The sequence below is a fragment of the Paraburkholderia sp. GAS32 genome (genome assembly GCF_050434225.1).
Lineage (GTDB): Bacteria > Pseudomonadota > Gammaproteobacteria > Burkholderiales > Burkholderiaceae > Paraburkholderia > Paraburkholderia madseniana.
Window position 1 is genome coordinate 1 of the sequence record NZ_JBNPVS010000012.1, and the last position, 18,202, is coordinate 18,202.

Here is an 18,202-nt window from a genome sequence, read left to right on the forward strand (position 1 = left end):
GATCTGAGTCATGGGCTGTGTCCACTGTTAATCAGTGGACACAGCTTGCCTTGCTCTCAATTCGGGCGCTATGTGCTGATAAATTCGCGCTTACGATGGAAATGTGTAAGCGCGTTTGCGCGCAGCGGCCAGGCCGAGCAGGTCGTGACACTGGGCGCGCCCAACGAAGAGGATGCCCGCGACTATGAACTGGCGCGCACGCCTACCACCGTGCGCCTGATCCGGGACGTCACGCCCAGCGGCCGCGTGCGTGTGCTGATGACCTCGCTGCTGGAGCGCGAACGTTATCCGGCCAGCGCTTTCGGCGCGCTCTATCATCAACGCTGGCGTATTGAGGAAGCGTTCAAACGTCTGAAGCACCGACTGCGGCTTGAGGCTGTCACCGGCCTGGATTACCTGGCGCTGCAGCAGGACTTCGGTGCGAAAACCGTCGCTGATAACCTGTGTACGCTACTCAATGACCTGGACGATCCAGCCAGAGACGACCACACCAGTCATCCAAACCGTCTGTACGCGCTGGGCGCCCTCAAGCCGATCCTCGGCGCGTGCCTGCTACGGATTGAGCGCTGCCTGAACCGGCTCGCCCATCTCATGCCCGCCATCCACGGAGCCCGATGTCGTATTCAGCCCTCGCGCTCTTACCCACGACCGCCCAGAAAAGCCAAACCCCATCTCCATCTCGCGTACAAGGTCGCTTGATGGAATGGGGCTTAAGTTGAGAGCATTGCCCCGCACAGGGGCAACGCTAATAAACCACTAACAATTCAAGGAAAGGCCAACGCCCCAAGAACACTGACAAACAAGCGCCGCAAAAGGCAAAAAAACATCAAGCAGCAACTAACATCCCATCCGCGGAGCGGCCCACCTGCTGCCGAGCAGCAAAAGCCTCCCCAATCATAAGAAGACTAGGCTGCGAAGCATCAAGCCACTGCTGAGCCTCGCCACAGGCGAGCCCCGAAAGCGTAAGAGTAAGCATCCGCTCACGAGGCGTACTACAAGCCTCGACAATCGCCACAGGAGTCGCCCCATCGCGCCCAGCATCAATCAACTCCTGTGCTATCTCAGGTCCACTATCCCGCCCCATGTAAAACACGAGCGAATCAGCATTCACCTGCTCACGAATCGCCTCAGTATCCGCCGCCCGGCTATGCGTAGCCAACGCAACGCTACGAGACACGCCGCGAAGCGTCAACGAACGCTTCAAAGAAGCCGCACTAGCCAGCGCAGCCGTAATCCCAGGCACCACCTCATACTCGATACCAGCCGCCTCAAGCGCCCGCATCTCCTCATCCGCGCGCCCAAACAACATCGGATCGCCGCCCTTCAAACGCACCACCACATCGTGCTCAAGCGCAGCATCCACAATCTGCTTGTTGATGAACTGCTGCGCCGTCGACAACTGCCCGCACCGCTTGCCAACCGCAATCCGCCGCGCGTGGGAAGGTGCGTAGTCGAGCATTGCCGGCTCGACAAGCGCGTCATGCAACACGACATCCGCCGCGCCGAGCAACCGCGCGCCGCGCACCGTGATGAGATCCGCGGCCCCTGGCCCTGCACCGATCAGATACACCTTACCCATTCGCCTTAACCCCATTCGTCCAGTTCGTGCGAAACCCGAAGCCGCGAGCGCGCGTTAGTTACCCAGTCGGTGACTCAAGCCGAAAACGACCGGATCATCCCAGCCGCGACGGTGTGATGCGTCGCTTCGTCGATCAGCACGAATGCGCCCGTGCCCTGATGCGAGTCGTACACGTCGCACACCAGCGGCTTTTGCAACGTCAGCGACACACGGCCGATGTCGTTCATCGTCAGGTCCTTGCGATCGGTTGCCTGCGACAACGTATGCACGTCGAGCACTTCCTTGATCGCGCCAATCCGAGCGAACACCGTGTTGGTGGTCTGCTTCAGCAAGTACTTGCGTTGCGTCGACAGCGGCGTGTCGTCGAACCAGCACAGGTCGGCTTCCAGCTTCTTGGCCGGTTCCGGCGCCGCTTCGCGCAACACGAAGGTGTCGCCGCGCGATACGTCGACGTCTTCCGCCAAGCGAATCGTCACGGTTTGGCCGGCAAACGCGCGGTCCACCGCTGCCGTTCCGCCCGTCACCGGTGCGATGATCTCGGCAACCGTCGCTTCACGGTTCGCCGGCAGCACGACGATGGTGTCGCCGACCTTCACCTCGCCCGCTTCGACACGGCCCATGTAGCCGCGGAAATCGTCGGCCTGGCTGCCGTCCTGACGCGCGACCCATTGCACCGGGAAACGCAGCGCCTGGCCCGTCGGAACTTCGACCGGCAAGGCTTCGAGCAAATCGAGCAGCGGCTCGCCCGCGTACCACGGCATGCTTTCGCTAGCCGTCACGATGTTGTCGCCCTTCAGCGCCGACACCGGCACGAAGCGCACATCGTTCAGACCGAGTTGACGCGCGAGTTCGACATACGCATCGCGAATCTCGTTGAAACGCGTTTCGCTGTAGTCGACGAGGTCCATCTTGTTGATCGCGACGATCGCGTGTTGCAGGCCGAGCAGCTTCACCAGCGCGCTGTGGCGCTTGGTTTGCGGCAGCAGTTGCGCAACGCCGTCGATGAACGTTACACGCGTTGCGTCGACCAGGATGATCGCTGCATGCGCGGTCGATGCACCCGTCACCATGTTGCGCGTGTACTGCTCGTGGCCCGGCGTATCGGCGATGATGAACTTGCGCTTAGCCGTCGCGAAGTAACGGTAAGCGACGTCGATCGTGATGCCTTGCTCACGTTCGGCTTCGAGGCCGTCCGTCAACAACGACAAATCGATTTCGTCGCCAACGGTACGCTTATTCTTTGCGCGCGACAGTGCCGAGAGCTGATCGGAAAGCACTGCCTTGCTGTCGTACAGCAGGCGGCCGATCAACGTGCTCTTGCCATCGTCGACGCTACCCGCAGTAATGAAACGCAGCACGCCGAGGTCTTCTGGTTGGTGAATACCGCTCATGATTGCCTTATCCTCGTCGTGTGCTTAGAAATAACCTTGCTTCTTACGCTGTTCCATCGCGGCTTCGGAGACCTGATCGTCCATCCGCGTCGCGCCGCGTTCCGTGATTTCGGTCACGGCCGTTTCGGCGATGATCTTCTCGAGATCATCAGCATCGCTTTCCACCGGGCACGTGCAGCTGATATCACCCACGGTGCGGAAACGCACCAGCGCGGTTTCGCTGGTCTCGCCTTCACGCATCGGCGTGAGCGGCGTGACCGGCACGAGCAGGCCGTTGCGGCGCACGATCTCGCGTTGATGCGCGTAATAGATCGACGGCAGTTCGAGCTGTTCGCGGGCGATGTATTGCCACACGTCGAGTTCGGTCCAGTTCGAGATCGGGAACACGCGCAGGTGTTCGCCGTTATGCAGACGCGCGTTATACAGGCTCCACAGTTCCGGGCGCTGCGCCTTCGGGTCCCATTGGCCGAATTCGTCGCGGAACGAGAAGATCCGTTCTTTTGCACGGGCCTTTTCTTCGTCGCGGCGCGCACCGCCGATCAGCGCGGTGTACTCATGTTCAGCGATCGTTTCGAGCAGCGTCACGGCTTGCGCAGCATTGCGCGAGTCCAGTTCGCGGCGCAGACGCACGGTGCCACGCTTGATCGAATCTTCGACGTGACCCACCACCAGCTCAGCGCCGATCTCTTTCGCGCGGCGATCGCGGAAGTCGATCACTTCGTCGTAGTTGTGACCGGTGTCGATATGCACGAGCGGGAACGGCAGTACGGTCTTGCGATTTGCGCCGATGCCGAAGGCTTTCAGCGCGAGGTGCAGCACCACGACCGAATCCTTGCCGCCCGAAAACAGCAACGCGGGCTTGCTGCATTCGGCGACCAGTTCGCGCAGGATGTGGATCGACTCGGCTTCGAGCCAATCGAGGTGGTCCATCCGGTTCGCCGTGTTGGCAAGCGGTGCATTCACAGTGGAATCGAGCGTGGTGCTCATGTTTGGGTCCTTCGTTGATTCGCGTCGCAAGCGGTTGCCTGCGTCGCGGAAGTATTCAAATCGGTATGTGCGGCGTTCAGGTCAAAAACCAAGGCCTGAACCGCCTGAATGCTTTATGCCGAAGCGTTCTCGCTGCTGCTGACTGGGATCGGCGTAATCGTCGTGATGTGCAGTCCGCATTCCTTCGTATCGCGCGATTCCCACCACCAGCGCCCTGCCCGGCTGTCTTCACCGGGACGGATTGCGCGGGTACAAGGCTCGCAGCCGATGCTCGGGTAACCGCGCGCATGCAGCGGATTGACCGGCACGTCCAACGCTTTCAGGTAGTCCCACACCTCAGCTTCGGTCCAGTCCGTCAGCGGATTGAACTTGGCGATGTTGCGCGCGGCGTCGTGTTCTTCCTCGTGCAGTTCAGCACGCGTCACCGACTGCTCGCGGCGTTGGCCCGTCACCCATGCGCTGACATCCGACAGCGCGCGGTTCAACGGCTCGACCTTGCGGATTTCGCAGCAGCGCTTGCGCAGATCGACGCTTTCATAAAACGCGTTCAGACCATGCGAGCCGACATACTCTTCAACCGCGGCGGCTTGCGGGTGAAACTGCTCGATATCGTAGCCGTAGCGCTCTTTCACGCGATCGAGCATGCCGAGCGTTTCAGCATGCAGGCGGCCCGTGTTCAGCGAGAAGATGCCGATCTTCACGCCGCGCGACAGAATCGCGTGCGTGAGCAGCATGTCTTCCGCCGCGAGGCTGCTGGCGAGCTTCACATTCGCGTGACGCGCGGCGATCGAATCGAGCAGCGCATTGAGGCGCTCGACCTTCGCGGCCAGTTCCGGCGTGAGAGATTGTGCGCCGCTCATGCCGAAGCCTTTGCCAGTTCGCCCGCTTCACGGCGGCGGAACAGCGGCGACGAGTTCACCGCGCCCTGATAGTTGAAGCTGAACTCGTCGAAAGCCTTGAGTGCATCGTCGAAGTCTTTGTCTTCACGCAGTGCATACGCGTCGAAGCCGCAGCGGAACATGAACGCCAGTTGATCGCGCAGCACGTCGCCGATCGCGCGCAGTTCGCCCTTGTAGCCATAGCGCTCACGCAGCAGGCGGCCGATGCTGTAGCCGCGGCCGTCGCGGAACACCGGGAAGTCCACGCCGATCAGTGCGATCGTGTCGAAGTCGCCGACGATATCCGCCGGCTCGCTATCCGGCGCGAGCCACACGCCGATTTCAGCGGTGCTGCGCGATGCGATCAATGCATCACGGGAAGCCTGCCACAGCGCGAGCGGCACCAGCACTTTGCCGGCCGGCAATGCATCGACTGCGGGCAGCGTGCCGTCTTCAGCGGCGCGCACCACCGTCCAGTCGTCGTTGACGATCGCGCGATTCTTGATAATAGAAGCCATCTGTTCAGTATCCTTTTCGCGGTTACGCGTGAGCCGGTTGACGCGAGGCGTACACACGTTCCTTGAACGGAGCCATGCCGATGCGGTTGTACGTTTCGATGAAGCGCTCGCCTTCGTGGCGATTCTCCACGAATGTGTCGATCACTTTGCTCATCACGTCCGGCATTTCTTCCGCCGAGAACGACGGGCCGATCACGCGGCCGAGATGCGCGCCAGTTGCACCCGTGCCCTGCTCGCCACCGAGCGTCACCTGATACCACTCGGAGCCGTCCTTATCGACGCCCAGAATGCCGATGTTGCCGACGTGGTGGTGACCGCAGGCATTGATACAACCCGAGATGTTCAGCGACACGTCGCCGAGGTCGTACACGTAGTCGAGATCGTTGAAGCGTTCCTGAATCGCCAGCGCAATCGGAATCGACTTCGCATTCGCGAGCGAGCAGAAATCGCCGCCCGGGCACGCGATGATGTCGGTCAGCAAGCCGATGTTCGGCGTCGCGAAACCTTGCGCCTTGGCCTTTTCCCACAGCGCGAACAGGTCGCGCTTCTTCACGTTCGCGAGAATCAGGTTCTGTTCGTGCGACACGCGGATTTCGCCGAGCGAATATTCGTCGGCCCAATCGGCGACTGCTTCCATCTGCGCGTCGGTTGCATCGCCCGGGGCGATCGTGGTCGGCTTCAGCGACAACGTGACGGACGAATAACCCTCGACCTTGTGCGGACGCACGTTACGTTCGACCCAACGGGCAAACGCACGGTTTTCCAGCAGATGGTTCTCGAACGAAGCATCCGTATCCGGCAGCTTTTCGTACACCGGCGGCTGGAAGTATTGCGACACGCGGTCGACTTCAGCTTGCGTCAGCGTCGAAGGACCGTCCTTCAGGTGTTGCCATTCTTCTTCGACCTGCGCCGAGAATTTCTCCGGGCTCAGTGCCTTCACGAGAATCTTGATCCGCGCCTTGTACATGTTGTCGCGGCGGCCGTAGCGGTTGTACACGCGCAGCACGGCTTCGCAGTACGTCAGCAGGTGTTGCCACGGCAGATCCTTACGAATGATCGCGCCGATGATCGGCGTACGTCCCATGCCGCCGCCGGCCAGAATGTCGGCCACCAACTCGCCCTGCTCGTTCGTCTTCAGATACACACCCATGTCGTGAATCTGCACGGCAGCGCGGTCTTCCTTCGAACCCGACACGGCGATCTTGAACTTACGCGGCAGCCAGGCGAATTCCGGGTGGAACGTCGACCATTGGCGCAGGATTTCTGCCCAAGGACGCGGATCCACCACTTCGTCCGGCGCTACGCCGGCGAACTGGTCGGCCGTGATGTTACGGATACAGTTGCCCGAGGTCTGGATGCCGTGCATCTGCACAGCCGCGAGCTTGCGCAGGATTTCTGGCGTCTCTTCGAGCTGGATCCAGTTGTACTGGATGTTCGAGCGCGTCGAAAAGTGACCGTAGCCGCGGTCGTGCTCGCGCGCGATCTGGGCCAGCACGCGCATCTGGTCGCTGCGCAGGTTGCCGTACGGAATCGCGATGCGGTGCATGTACGCGTGACGCTGCATGTACAGGCCGTTCTGCAGGCGCAGCGGACGGAACTCCTCTTCGCTCAATTCGCCCGACAAGCGGCGGCGAACCTGATCGGCGTATTGCGCGACCCGCTCATCGACGATGGTCTGGTCGTACTGATCGTATTGGTACATTCGGGGACCCCAATTTTTGCGTGACACACGGCAGTCCGGTTCTGCCGCGCCCTAGATATCTCCATTTGTCAGTCCAGCCGAGTCAGGGTTTAGACCCATCTCTCATTTGCTTATGACAAATACAGATATCCATATTGAAAAAGATGGACAGATCGTAATAAACTCGCCTTATATTTCAAACGACTAAAAAATTCTTTTGATATGCGGAGAGGTTATATATGAACCTGCATCAATTCCGCTTCGTCCGCGAGGCTGTGCGGCAGAATTTCAACCTGACCGAAGCGGCCAAAGCACTGTTTACAAGCCAGCCGGGCGTCTCCAAGGCGATCATCGAGCTGGAAGACGAGCTGGGCGTCGAAATCTTCACACGACACGGCAAGCGCGTGCGCTCGCTGACCGAGCCGGGGCGCATCATTCTTCAGTCGGTTGAGAAGATTCTGCAGGAAGTGGAGAGCCTCAAGCGGGTCGGTAAAGATTACGCGGCCCAGGATCAGGGCAACCTGGTGATCGCCGCCACCCACACGCAGGCGCGCTACTCACTTCCGGCCGCAATCGCCGAATTCAAGAAGCGCTTCCCGAAAGTTCACCTTTCAATTCTGCAAGGCAGCCCGACCCAGGTGGCCGAAATGGTGATCCACGACCAGGCCGACCTCTGCATCGCCACCGAAGCGATCGCCAACTATAAGGAGCTGGTCTCGCTCCCCTGCTTCCAGTGGCACCACGTCGCCGTGATGCAACCGGATCATCCGCTGCTGGACCGCAAACTTTTGTCGCTGGATGATCTGACCCAATATCCGCTGATTACGTACGACAACGCGTTCGCCGGCCGCACCAAGATCAACGAAGCATTCCGCTTGCGCGGGTTGCATCCGGACATCGTGCTGGAGGCGATCGACGCCGACGTGATCAAGACCTACGTGGAACTGGGTCTGGGCGTCGGCATCATGGCTGATATCGCGTTCAACGCCGAGCGCGACCGCCATCTGCGCGCCATGCCGGTCGGCCACCTGTTCGGCAGCAATGTGACGCGGGTCGCGCTGAAACAGGGCGCCTATCTGCGCAGCTATGTGTATACGCTCGTCGAACTGCTGTCGCCGAGCATGAACCGCAAGCTGATCGAACAGGCGCTCAAAGGCGAACACGAAACCTACGAACTTTGAACTGACCACGCTTCCCGCTACGGAGACCCTTGATGACGTCGCATAAGAACAAACTTCGCGGCCTGGCCGCTCTCGGCGCGCTCTTGCTCGCTACCGCAGCACAGGCCGACATCAAGGTCGGCATCGACCTCTCGAGCACCGGCCCCGCGGCCGTGATCGGCATCACGAGCAAGAACGCGATGCTGATGTGGCCGGCCACGATCGCCGGCCAGAAAGCCGACTACATCTTCCTCGACGACGCTTCCGACCCGGGCAATGCGGTGCGCAACATCCGCAAGCTGATCAATGAGGACCATGTCGACGTGATCGTCGGCCCGAATATCACGCCGGCGGCAATGGCCGCGCTCGATCCGGTCGCGGAAAGCCAGACGCCGATGATCACGCTGATCGGCTCGGCGAGCGTGGTCGAACCGCAGGAAGGCAAGAAGGTGTGGGCCTACAAGATGGCGCAGACCGACAGCGCGATGGCCGACGTCATGACGCGCTACATGTCGAACCATAACGTGAAGACGGTGGGCTTCATCGGTTTCGCGGATGGTTACGGCGAGAGCTGGCTCAACGAGTTCAGCAAGTTCGCGGCCTTGCGGCATATCCAGCTCGTGGCGACGGAACGCTACAACCGCACCGACGCCAGCGTCACCGGCCAGATCCTCAAGCTGATGGCTGCGAAGCCCGACGCGATCCTGATCGCCGGCGCCGGCACCCCGACCGTGCTGCCGCAGCGCACGCTGATCGAACGCGGCTTCAAGGGCCCGATCTATCAGACGCACGGCATCGCCACGCCGGAGTTCATCAAGCTGGGCGGCAAGGACGTGGAAGGCACGCTGTTCCCGACGCAGCCGGTCGTGGTGGCGCGCACGTTGCCGGCCGATCATCCGGCGAAGAAGGCGGCGCTTGCGTTCACCAACGAATATGAAGCGAAGTATGGCCCGGGCAGCGTGACCCAATTTGCGGGCGATGCGGCGGGTGTGTACCCGCGTTTGCAGGATGCGGTTGCACGTGCGTTGAAGACGGCGCAGCCGGGCACGCCGGCTTTCCGCACGGCATTGCGTGACGAACTGGAGCACGCGCATGAACTGGTCGTGCCGAACGGTGTGGTCAATACGAGCCCGAAGGATCACGTTGGGCTGGATCAGCGCGCGAGCGTGATGGGCATCATCAAGAATGGCAAGTTCGTTTATTTGAGCCAGTGAGCGGGCTTGCCGTGCGCGCGCACCGTCCGAGCGGCGCGCGTGCGTCTACGGCCGATTCTGATGACCACGCTGGCGATGATCTTCGGCATGCTGCCGCTGGCGGCGGCGCTCGGTGAAGGTGGGGAACAACGCGGGCCGCTCGGGCAGACGGTGATCGGCGGCGTGATTACGTCGTCGATTCTGACGCTGGTGGTCGTGCCGGTGGTCTATACGATGCTGGAGGATTGGGCGGATTGGTTGCGGCGCAAGTTCGGACGCAAAGTGGACCCCGTAAAGGATCACGCCATAACGGATAAGACCGCGCGAAGTTGCTACAGTAGAAGTCTTTCCCCGACCAGCCGTCCCACATCATGCGCACCACCCGAGCCATCCACGCCGTCGAGCGGCTGAAAACCCGCAGCGGCAATCCGCAGTTCGCGGCGATCAGCCTGTCCGGCGGCCTGTTTTATCTGGTCGACAAATCGAGCGGCACGGACAAGAAAGTCTCCGACCCGCTAACCCTCGACGACTTCGTCAAGTTCGTAGACAGTTTCGGTCCGCCGAAGCCGCGCAAGGCAAGCAAACTCGACATTGCCTTCGAAGAGCAGATCAGGAAGAGCAAGGGCAGCTAGGCAGCGCCGCACCCCATTTGACGACCGAAGATATCCGCTCCATGACCAGGACAAGCGCCAGGTCCGTCAGCATTGCGCCGGACCACAATCAACCCACCCTGTCGAAGGGCCAGAAAGCGTTCAACACGCTGATCAAACAGATCGAAAAGCGGCGCGCGAGTTTGAGCGCGTGGGAGGAGTTCGCGCCGGCTTTCCAGCAAAAGTACGTGAATGAACTGCTGCCGCTAACGCAGAAGATGCAACATTTGCGTGCGCGGATGGCGCACCTTCTTGACGAGCAGAGCAATCAGAAACGTATCACGCAGACCGAACGGCGCACCCTTTCAGCGGTGATTGTCGATCTGGCGGCGAAGTGTCTCGGGGAAGAAGATAGCGACGAGTTGAAAGCGCTATACAACCGCCACAGCGGGTCCGACTACGACGAGGAAAGAGCGTCCGAGTTAGACGAAATGAAATCGATGCTGGAGACGGTATTAGGTGTCGAGCTAGACGACATCGACATGAACTCGCCCGATGAAGTTCTGGATCGCCTGCAGGCGCATATCGAACAGGACGACGCCGCGCAAGCGGCGAAACATCAGGCGCGCCAGGCGCAAAGCGCCCCGAAAAAGAAGACGGCGAAGCAAATGGCGGCCGAAACGCGCCGCGAGGAAGAAGAGGCCCAACTGAGCCGCTCGATTCGCGAGGTGTATCGTAAGCTGGCCAGCGCGTTGCATCCCGATCGCGAAAGCGATCCAGAGGAACGCAAACGGAAAACCGCGCTGATGCAACGGGTCAACGAGGCCTACAGCAAGAACAACCTGCTGCATTTGCTCGAGTTGCAGCTGGAACTGGAACACATCGATCAGAACGCGCTCGATAACCTGAGCGAAGACCGGCTCAAGCATTACAACAAGATACTAAAGGAGCAGGTAGGCGAACTCGACGACGAAATTATGTTTGTCGAAATGGCGTTCAAGGAACGCTACGGGCTCGACCCGATGGCTCCCATCACGCCGAAGAAGGTAATGCACGAACTGACAGCGGACGTTTTTATGCTGCAGGAACAGATCGAGTCGCTCGAGTACGATCTGGTGGAATTCCAGGACCTCGGCACGCTCAAGGCCTGGTTGAAAATCAGGCGGCGTTGGAATTGAAAGGCTCCCTTCGCTGCCCGGCGTGCGCGTCACGTATCCAAGGTCAGGCGGGTTTTATCTCCCGCCACTGACCGTCCGCCGCGCTGCTCGCCAGCACTGCATCGATAAACCGCAGGCCCGCCACCCCGTCATCCACCGTTGTGAGCAACAGGCTTTCAGCGGGCAACGGTTGACCTGCATTCAACGCTTCGATCTGTAACGCCGCATCCTTGTACAACTGCGCGAACGCTTCCAGATAACCCTCAGGATGCCCCTGTGGCACACGCGTCGCATGCGCCGCGATCGGACTTTTCACCCGTCCGCGCGTCAGTCGCTCAGCCGACCCACCGAGCGGCGTGAACCACAATTCGTTCGGATTCTCCTGATCGAAGGCGAGACTCGCTTTCGTCCCATACACCCGCAGACGCAGCGCATTCTCCGCGCCGCTTGCCACCTGACTTGCCAACAGCATGCCGCGCGCGCCGTTCGGATACCGCAGCATCGCCTGCACGTGGTCGTCGATACGGCGTCCCGGCACGAAGGTGTGCAACTCTGCCGATAGTGACGACGGCGCCATCCCCGTGATGAAGGCAGCGAGGTGATAGGCATGCGTGCCGATATCGCCAAGACAACCGGCAGGACCCGCCAGCGACGGATCCGTGCGCCAGCCCGCCTGCTTGTTCGTCCCGCTCGTTTCTATCGGTTCAGCCAGCCAGTCCTGCGCGTATTCGACTTGCACCACGCGTATTTCGCCGAGCTCACCTCGCTCGACGAGCTCGCGAGCATGGCGCACCAGCGGATAACCGGAATACGTATGCGTCAGCGCGAACAACCTGTTCTTCTCGCGTGCGAGCTTCGCGAGTGCCTCGCCTTCCGCCAACGAAATCGCCAGCGGTTTGTCGCACACCACATGAATGCCCGCTTCGAGAAAAGCCGTCGCCACTGGCGCATGCAGATGATTCGGCGTGACGATCGCGACTGCGTCAATACCGTCGTCGCGAGCGGCTTCGGCTCGCGCCATCTCGCGCCAGTCTGAATAGCTGCGCGCGATGCCGGCCTCAGCGGCGCTCACTTGCGCGCGCTGCGGATCGGACGACAACGCGCCCGCTACCAGTTCGAATCGGTCGTCGAGCCGCGCCGCGATTCGATGCACTGCGCCAATAAATGCGCCCTGCCCGCCGCCGACCATGCCGAGCCTGAGTCTTCTTTGTGCCATCACACTCACTCCTTCGCGATCTGCTTCGGCCGCTTCACGGTTAGCTCGCAGCCAACTCACCGTCAAATGCCTAGCACGCGTTTTAGCTGTGCGGCATCCACGCCACTGCCCGCGAAATCATCGAACGCATGATCAGCCACACGAATGATGTGCCGGCGAATGAACTCCGCGCCTTCCCGCGCGCCGTCCTGGGGATGCTTCAGCGCACACTCCCATTCCAGCACCGCCCAGCCGGGAAAATCGTATTGCGCCATCTTCGAGAAGATCGCGCCGAAATCGATCTGCCCGTCGCCAAGCGATCGGAAACGCCCCGCGCGTTCGACCCAGCCGCTATAGCCGCCATACACGCCTTGCTTGCCACTCGGACGAAACTCCGCGTCTTTCACATGGAACGCCCTGATGCGCTCGTGATAGATGTCGATAAAGGCGAGGTAGTCGAGTTGCTGCAAAACGAAATGGCTCGGGTCGTAGAGGATGTTCGCGCGTGGGTGTTGCTTCACGGCGTCGAAAAAGCGCTCGAAGGTCACGCCGTCGTGCAGGTCCTCGCCCGGATGCAGTTCGTAACACACGTCCACACCCGCTTCGTCGAACGCATCGAGAATCGGCGTCCAGCGGCGCGCGAGTTCCTCGAACGCCGCTTCTATCAAACCTGCTGGACGCTGCGGCCATGGGTACAGATACGGCCACGCCAGTGCGCCGGAAAACGACACGTGCGCATTGAGACCTAAGCGCTGCGAAGCCTTCGCTGCGAGCTTCATCTGCTCGACTGCCCACTGCGTACGCGCAGCAGGATCGCCGCGCACATGCTGCGCGGCAAAGCCGTCGAACAACACGTCATACGCAGGATGCACGGCCACCAGCTGCCCTTGCAGATGCGTCGACAGTTCAGTGATCGTCACGCCCGCATCTTCCGCGACCTCGCGCAGCTCGTCGCAATACGCCTGACTCGCCGCCGCCTGCTCAAGGTCGATCAGACGCGTATCGCACGGCACCTGGATCCCCTTGAAGCCGAGACTCGCGGCCCAGCCCGCCAGATGCGCGAAGTTGTCGAACGGCACCTCGTCGCCCATGAATTGAGCGAGAAAGATCGCCGGCCCTTTGATGGTTTTCATCGTACGGCTCCTCGAACTGTGGCGCGCCTGTCACGCCTCTACGACAGAGAGATGGCAAGCGCGCGCCGGATGCCCAGGATCAGAACGGCGAGTCCGGAAAATAAAACTGCTGCGCGTTCTCCTTCGTGATCAACACCGACGGGATGATCGTGGTGGGCGGCAGTTTGTCGCCCTTCAGACGCGCTTCGGCCGTGAGCTTGATCGCGTCGTAGATGAATTTCGGCGAGTACGACACGTCCGCCTTGATCATCGGTGCGCCGTCCATCACGTTCTTCACCATGCCCTTCGAACCCGCGCCGCCGAACACGATCTTGATGTCGGTACGCTTCGCTTGCTCGATCGCCTTGAGGACGCCAACGGCCATGTCGTCATCCGCCGCCCAGACCGCGTCGATGTGCTTAAAGCGTGTGAGGTAGTCCTGCATCACCTTGAAGGCGTCGTCGCGATTCCAGTTCGCGTATTTGCCGTCGAGGATCTTGATGTTCGGATATGCCTTCAGCACGCCCGTAAACGCGGTCCATCGTTCGTTGTCGAGCGTCGTCGGAATGCCACGCAGCGCGACGATGTCGCCCTTGCCGTCGAGCGCTTTCGCCAGATACTCGGCGGGAATCTTGCCGAACGCAGTGTTGTCACCCGCAACATACGCATCCTGTGCGCTGGTATCCGTCAGGCCGCGATCGACTACCGTTACGTACACGCCCTTCTTCTTCACCTGAGCCACCGGCTGCGTGAGCGAGGCCGATTCGAACGGAAAAATCACCAGCGCGTTGATCTTGTTCACCGTCACCAGATCCTGCAACTGATTCGCCTGCTCGGGCGCGCCGGCCGCAGTCTTCACGATCACCTTGAGATCAGGATGCGCTTTCTCCAGGTCGGTTTTCGCCTTGTTCGCCCACCAGACGATGCCGCCCGTAAAGCCGTGGTCGGCTGTCGGAATCGCGACGCCCAGCGTGACTTTCTCATCGGCACGCGCGACGCCTGCCGTGCCCAATATCCCCAACGCCAACATGCCGGCGCCGACCGCTCGAATGATTTGCTTCATGGTTGTGTCTCCTATGTCGATCCATGCCACATAGCTGCGTTATGAGGCGTTCATGCGCCCCGATTCTCAAACTTGCCGCTGTATCCCTTGAAGCTCAACGCCCACCACCTACCGCCGTCCGCGCTGCACAAACGCGACGAAGATAATCACGACGCCCTGCACCGCCGCGTTCAGATACACGCTAATGATGCTGGTCAGATTCAGAATATTGGCGATCACCGAAAGCAGGATCGCGCCGATCACGGTGCCGACCACGCGCCCTTCGCCACCCTTCAGCGCAGTGCCGCCCACCACCACCGACGCAATCGCTTCGAGCTCCCACAGCAAACCCGTGGTCGGCGTAGCCGAACCGAGCCGCGGTACATACAGCACCGTCGCGACGCCAACGCAGATACCGAGCAGCACGTACGTCACGATCTTCACGGTATCGACGCGAATCGCCGCGTAGCGCGCAACCTGTTCGTTCGAGCCGATCGCCTGCACGTGGCGGCCGAACGCCGTGCGATTTAGGATCAACGCGCCACCCGCCGCAACGACCAGGAACACCCAGATCGGTACCGGCACGCCAAACAGACTCGCGTAGTAAACGGGTCCGTATAGATCGGACAACGAGTTATCCAACGTCAGCGCGCCGCCATCCGCGAGCCACGTCAACACCGCGCGAAAAATGCCTAACGTACCCAACGTAACGATGAACGGCTCGATGCGTCCTTTGGTAATCAGCAGGCCGTGCGCGCAGCCGAACAAACCACCGAGCACCAGCGCGAGCACAATGCCAAGCGTCACAATCAGCAAAGGCGCGAACGTATGGCCGCCGACACCCGCAGCGAGTCCGTTCATCAGCCAGATCATGCTGCCCGCGATCAGCGCCGCCATCGACCCGACCGACAGATCGATACCGCCCGAAATGATCACGAAGGTCATGCCGACCGCGATGATGCCGATGAACGACGTGCGTGTGAGCACGTTCATCATGTTGTCGAGCGTCGCGAAATCGCGATTGAGCAGCGTGCCGACGATGCACAGCAGGATCAGCCCAACGAGCGGCCCGAGCGCATACAGACGATGCGCGAAGCGCAACGCGCGGCCGGATTGGACGGCTTCAGTGGGTGCCGGTCGCATGGGCGATCAACTCCTCTTCGGTCAGATGTTCGAGCGTAAGCGTGGTTTGCAGGCGTCCCGCACGCATCACGGCTACGCGATGGCACAAACCAATCAGCTCGATCAGTTCGGATGAAATGACGATCACCGCGCGGCCCTGCGCGGCGAGACGATGGATCAGGAAATAGATGTCGCGTTTCGCGCCGACATCGACGCCGCGAGTCGGTTCGTCGAGCACGATTACGTTCGGATCGGGTTGCAGGAACTTGGCGAGCGCGAGCTTCTGCTGATTGCCGCCGGAGAGCATGCGCGCGCGGCTCGACAGATCACCGGTGCGAATGCCGAAGTCGTGCACGGCCTGGGTCAAGGCCGCGCGCCCCGCTTTCATATCGAGCAAGGGATGTGCGTAGCGTTCGAGCGTCATCAGCGTGACGTTGTCCTGCAGGCTTAGATTCACATGCAGGCCTTTGCCTTTGCGGTCTTCGCTCAGATACGTAATACCGTGGTGCATGGCGTCGCGCGGGCTCTTCAGATCGGCGCGGCGGCCGGCGATCTCGATGCGACCCGCCGTGCGTTTGCGCAGGCCGATGAGCGCTTCGAATGCTTCGGTACGGCCTGCTCCGACCAGGCCGGCAAAGCCCAGCACTTCGCCGGCGCGCACGTCGAAGCTCAGGTCTTCGACCCAGTCCGGTACAGCAAGGCCCTCTACCTTTAACGCGATCGGCGCGTCGGCAGGCACGGTGATCTTGTCTGGGAACATATCGGACACGTCGCGCCCGACCATCAGATTCGCCATCTGCTGCCGCGCGAGTGCCGCCGTTTCGCTGCGCGCGACGAAGCGGCCGTCGCGCATCACGATCACTTCGTCCGTGATGCGTTCGACTTCGTCGAGCTTGTGCGAGATGTAGACAATAGTCACGCCGTCGGCTTTCAGCTTCGCCATCAGTGTGAAGAGGCGTTCGGTTTCAGCCGGCGTGAGCGTGGCAGTCGGTTCGTCCATGATGAGCAAACGCGCGCGCCGCGACAGCGCTTTTGCGATCTCCACCATCTGCTTTTCCGCGACGATCAACTCGCGCACTTTCGTATCCGGTGCTTTCTCGAGGCCGACCTGCGCCAGAAAACGCGCGGCCTCAGCACGCATTGCAGCGTCGTCGACGAACCAGCCGCGCTTTTTTTCATGGCCGAGATACATGTTTTGCGCGATCGTCAGATGCTCGGCGAGATTGAACTCCTGGTGAATCAGCACGATGCCGGCCGCTTCCGCATCGCGCGAACCGACGAACTGCTGCGCGTGGCCGTCGACCAGCAAGGTGCCCGAGGTCGCCGTTTCGTAGCCGGCGAGGATTTTCATCAGCGTCGACTTGCCCGCGCCGTTCTCGCCGAGCAAACCGTAGATACGGCCCGGCGCCAGGTCAAAGCTCACCCCGTGCAGCACACGCACTGGCCCGAAGTCTTTGCGGATATCGTCGAAACGAATGGCGAGGCTCATGGCTTATGCGCTCCTGCGGATCACGAGCCGATGCGGCAGCAGCACGCCCGGCACGTTCGCTAACGGATTCGCGAGCCGTTGCAGCAGGAGGCGCGCGGCGGTTTCGCCGAGTTCGCGCATCGGCTGGGCGATGGTGGTCAGCGGCGGATCGACTTGCGCGGCGAGCGAGATATCGTCGAAGCCGACCACCGCGACATCGTCCGGCACACGCTTGCCGACGCTGCGCAAGCCGTGGATCACGCCGATCGCCAGCGTGTCGGAGACGGCGAAGATCGCGCTCGGCGCGTGAGGCTGCTGCATCAGCAAGGCCGCGGCCGATGCGCCCGCCTCGTAGTCAAGACTGTTCAGGTTCATGCGCCAACGCTCGTCCGGCGTGATGCCCGCTTCGGTCAACGCGTCCAGATAGCCTTGCTGACGCTGCCGCGCGTACAGATAGTCGACATCCGAATTGATGAGGCCGATGCGCCGGTGGCCACGCGCGAGCAGATGCCGCACTGCGTCGCCCGCCGCCCGGTAGTTGTCGATGCCGACGTACGGCACGCCCATCGCCGGATCGAACTCGCAGCATGCGACCCACGGCAGCGCACTGGATGCCTCGCCGAGCGCCTGCTGGATGGTGGCGGGATCGAGGCAGATCGCGCCGTCCGCGCGGCGGCGGCGCAGCAGATCGAAGTAGCTGCGCTCGCGTCCCGGATCGGCGCCCGTGTCGCAGAGCAGCATGAAATAGCCGTGCTGACGCGCGACGCTGTCGATGCCGCGCACGATCTCCGCGTAGAAGGGGTTGCCGACGTCGGGCACCATCGTCAGCAGCAGGCGGCTTTCGGCGGTGCGCAGGTTGCGCGCGAGTTCGTTGACGCGATAGCCGCTGGCGTCGACCGCCGCCAATACCTTGTCGCGCGTGGCGGGCCGCACGTTCTCGTGGCCGTTCAGCACGCGCGACACCGTCGCTACCGAGACCCCCGCCTGCTCCGCCACCTGAGCAATCGAAAGGCCCTCGGCCGGACGCGGCCGCTGAGTCTCAGGCTGCGGGCGCGCTTTCGCCGACGACGACGTCGCGGGGACCACCTTGGACACCGGCTTGGGCAAGTGGATTCGCCTCGAAAATGTA

General features: G+C 61.5%; 17 protein-coding genes and 1 pseudogene. 6 read left to right on the forward strand and 12 right to left on the reverse strand.

Going from position 1 to position 18,202, the window contains the following annotated elements; translation table 11 throughout:
- On the forward strand, window positions 1-699 hold a 699-nt coding region (locus P3T25_RS16465; RefSeq protein WP_429358391.1), incomplete at its 5' end, for a transposase.
- Window positions 700-826: 127 nt separating this feature from the next.
- Here the strand turns inward: P3T25_RS16465 and cobA are convergent.
- The 6 genes from cobA to P3T25_RS16495 form a co-directional block, all read right to left on the reverse strand.
- The gene (gene cobA / locus P3T25_RS16470) at window positions 827-1,579 is read right to left on the reverse strand and encodes a uroporphyrinogen-III C-methyltransferase (RefSeq protein WP_408517644.1); all 753 of its coding nucleotides are present in this window, start codon (window positions 1,577-1,579) and stop codon (window positions 827-829) included.
- 74 nt (window positions 1,580-1,653) lie between these two features.
- Window positions 1,654-2,970, reverse strand: coding sequence for a sulfate adenylyltransferase subunit 1 (locus tag P3T25_RS16475; RefSeq protein ID WP_171926759.1), 1,317 nt, complete (start codon window positions 2,968-2,970; stop codon window positions 1,654-1,656).
- A 24-nt stretch (window positions 2,971-2,994) separates the two neighbouring features.
- A complete protein-coding gene (cysD, locus tag P3T25_RS16480; RefSeq protein WP_063495035.1) occupies window positions 2,995-3,957 on the reverse strand; it encodes a sulfate adenylyltransferase subunit CysD in 963 nt (320 codons plus the stop codon).
- Window positions 3,958-4,070: 113 nt separating this feature from the next.
- Window positions 4,071-4,817 carry a phosphoadenylyl-sulfate reductase gene (locus P3T25_RS16485; protein ID WP_171926760.1) on the reverse strand — a complete coding sequence of 249 codons (747 nt, stop codon included), beginning with the start codon at window positions 4,815-4,817 and terminating at the stop codon, window positions 4,071-4,073.
- The gene (locus P3T25_RS16490; protein WP_200650713.1) at window positions 4,814-5,353 is read right to left on the reverse strand and encodes a DUF934 domain-containing protein; all 540 of its coding nucleotides are present in this window, start codon (window positions 5,351-5,353) and stop codon (window positions 4,814-4,816) included. The genes P3T25_RS16485 and P3T25_RS16490 overlap by 4 nt, the downstream gene beginning before the upstream one ends.
- Window positions 5,354-5,375: 22 nt before the next feature.
- The gene (locus P3T25_RS16495) at window positions 5,376-7,055 is read right to left on the reverse strand and encodes a nitrite/sulfite reductase (protein WP_200657813.1); all 1,680 of its coding nucleotides are present in this window, start codon (window positions 7,053-7,055) and stop codon (window positions 5,376-5,378) included.
- Between the two features lie 218 nt (window positions 7,056-7,273).
- On the opposite strand from P3T25_RS16495, the gene P3T25_RS16500 reads away from it, so the two are divergent.
- From P3T25_RS16500 to P3T25_RS16520, 5 genes and pseudogenes are all read left to right on the forward strand, one after another.
- Window positions 7,274-8,215: a CysB family HTH-type transcriptional regulator gene (locus P3T25_RS16500; RefSeq protein ID WP_007175965.1), complete on the forward strand. Its 942-nt coding sequence runs from the start codon at window positions 7,274-7,276 to the stop codon at window positions 8,213-8,215.
- Between the two features lie 32 nt (window positions 8,216-8,247).
- Complete coding sequence (locus P3T25_RS16505) at window positions 8,248-9,408, forward strand: ABC transporter substrate-binding protein (RefSeq protein ID WP_429358392.1); 1,161 nt, start codon at window positions 8,248-8,250, stop codon at window positions 9,406-9,408.
- A gap of 15 nt (window positions 9,409-9,423) precedes the next feature.
- A pseudogene (locus P3T25_RS16510) lies at window positions 9,424-9,798 on the forward strand (efflux RND transporter permease subunit); the annotation flags it as partial.
- Window positions 9,759-10,019 carry a hypothetical protein gene (locus tag P3T25_RS16515; protein ID WP_408517641.1) on the forward strand — a complete coding sequence of 87 codons (261 nt, stop codon included), beginning with the start codon at window positions 9,759-9,761 and terminating at the stop codon, window positions 10,017-10,019. The pseudogene P3T25_RS16510 and the gene P3T25_RS16515, both read left to right, overlap by 40 nt.
- Before the next feature lie 41 nt (window positions 10,020-10,060).
- Window positions 10,061-11,155 (forward strand): J domain-containing protein, encoded by a 1,095-nt coding sequence (locus P3T25_RS16520; RefSeq protein WP_429358393.1) that lies wholly within the window; start codon window positions 10,061-10,063, stop codon window positions 11,153-11,155.
- 43 nt (window positions 11,156-11,198) lie between these two features.
- Here the strand turns inward: P3T25_RS16520 and P3T25_RS16525 are convergent, their stop codons facing one another.
- The 6 genes from P3T25_RS16525 to P3T25_RS16550 form a co-directional block, all read right to left on the reverse strand.
- On the reverse strand, window positions 11,199-12,350 hold the full coding sequence (locus P3T25_RS16525; protein ID WP_429358394.1) for a Gfo/Idh/MocA family protein: 1,152 nt from the start codon (window positions 12,348-12,350) through the stop codon (window positions 11,199-11,201).
- A gap of 62 nt (window positions 12,351-12,412) precedes the next feature.
- Window positions 12,413-13,462: a sugar phosphate isomerase/epimerase family protein gene (locus P3T25_RS16530; RefSeq protein WP_429358395.1), complete on the reverse strand. Its 1,050-nt coding sequence runs from the start codon at window positions 13,460-13,462 to the stop codon at window positions 12,413-12,415.
- A gap of 79 nt (window positions 13,463-13,541) precedes the next feature.
- Entirely contained in the window at window positions 13,542-14,504 is a 963-nt protein-coding gene (locus tag P3T25_RS16535; RefSeq protein WP_408517637.1) for a substrate-binding domain-containing protein, read from the reverse strand.
- A 108-nt stretch (window positions 14,505-14,612) separates the two neighbouring features.
- Window positions 14,613-15,626 carry an ABC transporter permease gene (locus tag P3T25_RS16540; protein WP_171926770.1) on the reverse strand — a complete coding sequence of 338 codons (1,014 nt, stop codon included), beginning with the start codon at window positions 15,624-15,626 and terminating at the stop codon, window positions 14,613-14,615.
- Complete coding sequence (locus P3T25_RS16545; protein WP_408517636.1) at window positions 15,607-17,094, reverse strand: sugar ABC transporter ATP-binding protein; 1,488 nt, start codon at window positions 17,092-17,094, stop codon at window positions 15,607-15,609. Before P3T25_RS16545 ends, P3T25_RS16540 begins: the two co-directional genes overlap by 20 nt.
- Window positions 17,095-17,097: 3 nt before the next feature.
- Complete coding sequence (locus tag P3T25_RS16550; protein ID WP_429358396.1) at window positions 17,098-18,180, reverse strand: LacI family DNA-binding transcriptional regulator; 1,083 nt, start codon at window positions 18,178-18,180, stop codon at window positions 17,098-17,100.
- Window positions 18,181-18,202 lie beyond the last annotated feature (22 nt).

Excerpts from the sequence above, each read along its gene's own strand:
- P3T25_RS16490 (WP_200650713.1), bottom strand. The coding sequence starts at position 5,353 with ATGGCTTCTATTATCAAGAATCGCGCGATCGTCAACGACGACTGGACG.
- P3T25_RS16535 (WP_408517637.1), bottom strand. The coding sequence starts at position 14,504 with ATGAAGCAAATCATTCGAGCGGTCGGCGCCGGCATGTTGGCGTTGGGG.
- P3T25_RS16520 (WP_429358393.1), top strand. The coding sequence starts at position 10,061 with ATGACCAGGACAAGCGCCAGGTCCGTCAGCATTGCGCCGGACCACAAT.
- cysD (WP_063495035.1), bottom strand. The coding sequence starts at position 3,957 with ATGAGCACCACGCTCGATTCCACTGTGAATGCACCGCTTGCCAACACG.
- P3T25_RS16485 (WP_171926760.1), bottom strand. The coding sequence starts at position 4,817 with ATGAGCGGCGCACAATCTCTCACGCCGGAACTGGCCGCGAAGGTCGAG.
- P3T25_RS16540 (WP_171926770.1), bottom strand. The coding sequence starts at position 15,626 with ATGCGACCGGCACCCACTGAAGCCGTCCAATCCGGCCGCGCGTTGCGC.
- P3T25_RS16515 (WP_408517641.1), top strand. The coding sequence starts at position 9,759 with ATGCGCACCACCCGAGCCATCCACGCCGTCGAGCGGCTGAAAACCCGC.
- P3T25_RS16495 (WP_200657813.1), bottom strand. The coding sequence starts at position 7,055 with ATGTACCAATACGATCAGTACGACCAGACCATCGTCGATGAGCGGGTC.
- P3T25_RS16525 (WP_429358394.1), bottom strand. The coding sequence starts at position 12,350 with ATGGCACAAAGAAGACTCAGGCTCGGCATGGTCGGCGGCGGGCAGGGC.
- P3T25_RS16505 (WP_429358392.1), top strand. The coding sequence starts at position 8,248 with ATGACGTCGCATAAGAACAAACTTCGCGGCCTGGCCGCTCTCGGCGCG.
- P3T25_RS16530 (WP_429358395.1), bottom strand. The coding sequence starts at position 13,462 with ATGAAAACCATCAAAGGGCCGGCGATCTTTCTCGCTCAATTCATGGGC.
- P3T25_RS16500 (WP_007175965.1), top strand. The coding sequence starts at position 7,274 with ATGAACCTGCATCAATTCCGCTTCGTCCGCGAGGCTGTGCGGCAGAAT.
- P3T25_RS16545 (WP_408517636.1), bottom strand. The coding sequence starts at position 17,094 with ATGAGCCTCGCCATTCGTTTCGACGATATCCGCAAAGACTTCGGGCCA.
- cobA (WP_408517644.1), bottom strand. The coding sequence starts at position 1,579 with ATGGGTAAGGTGTATCTGATCGGTGCAGGGCCAGGGGCCGCGGATCTC.
- P3T25_RS16475 (WP_171926759.1), bottom strand. The coding sequence starts at position 2,970 with ATGAGCGGTATTCACCAACCAGAAGACCTCGGCGTGCTGCGTTTCATT.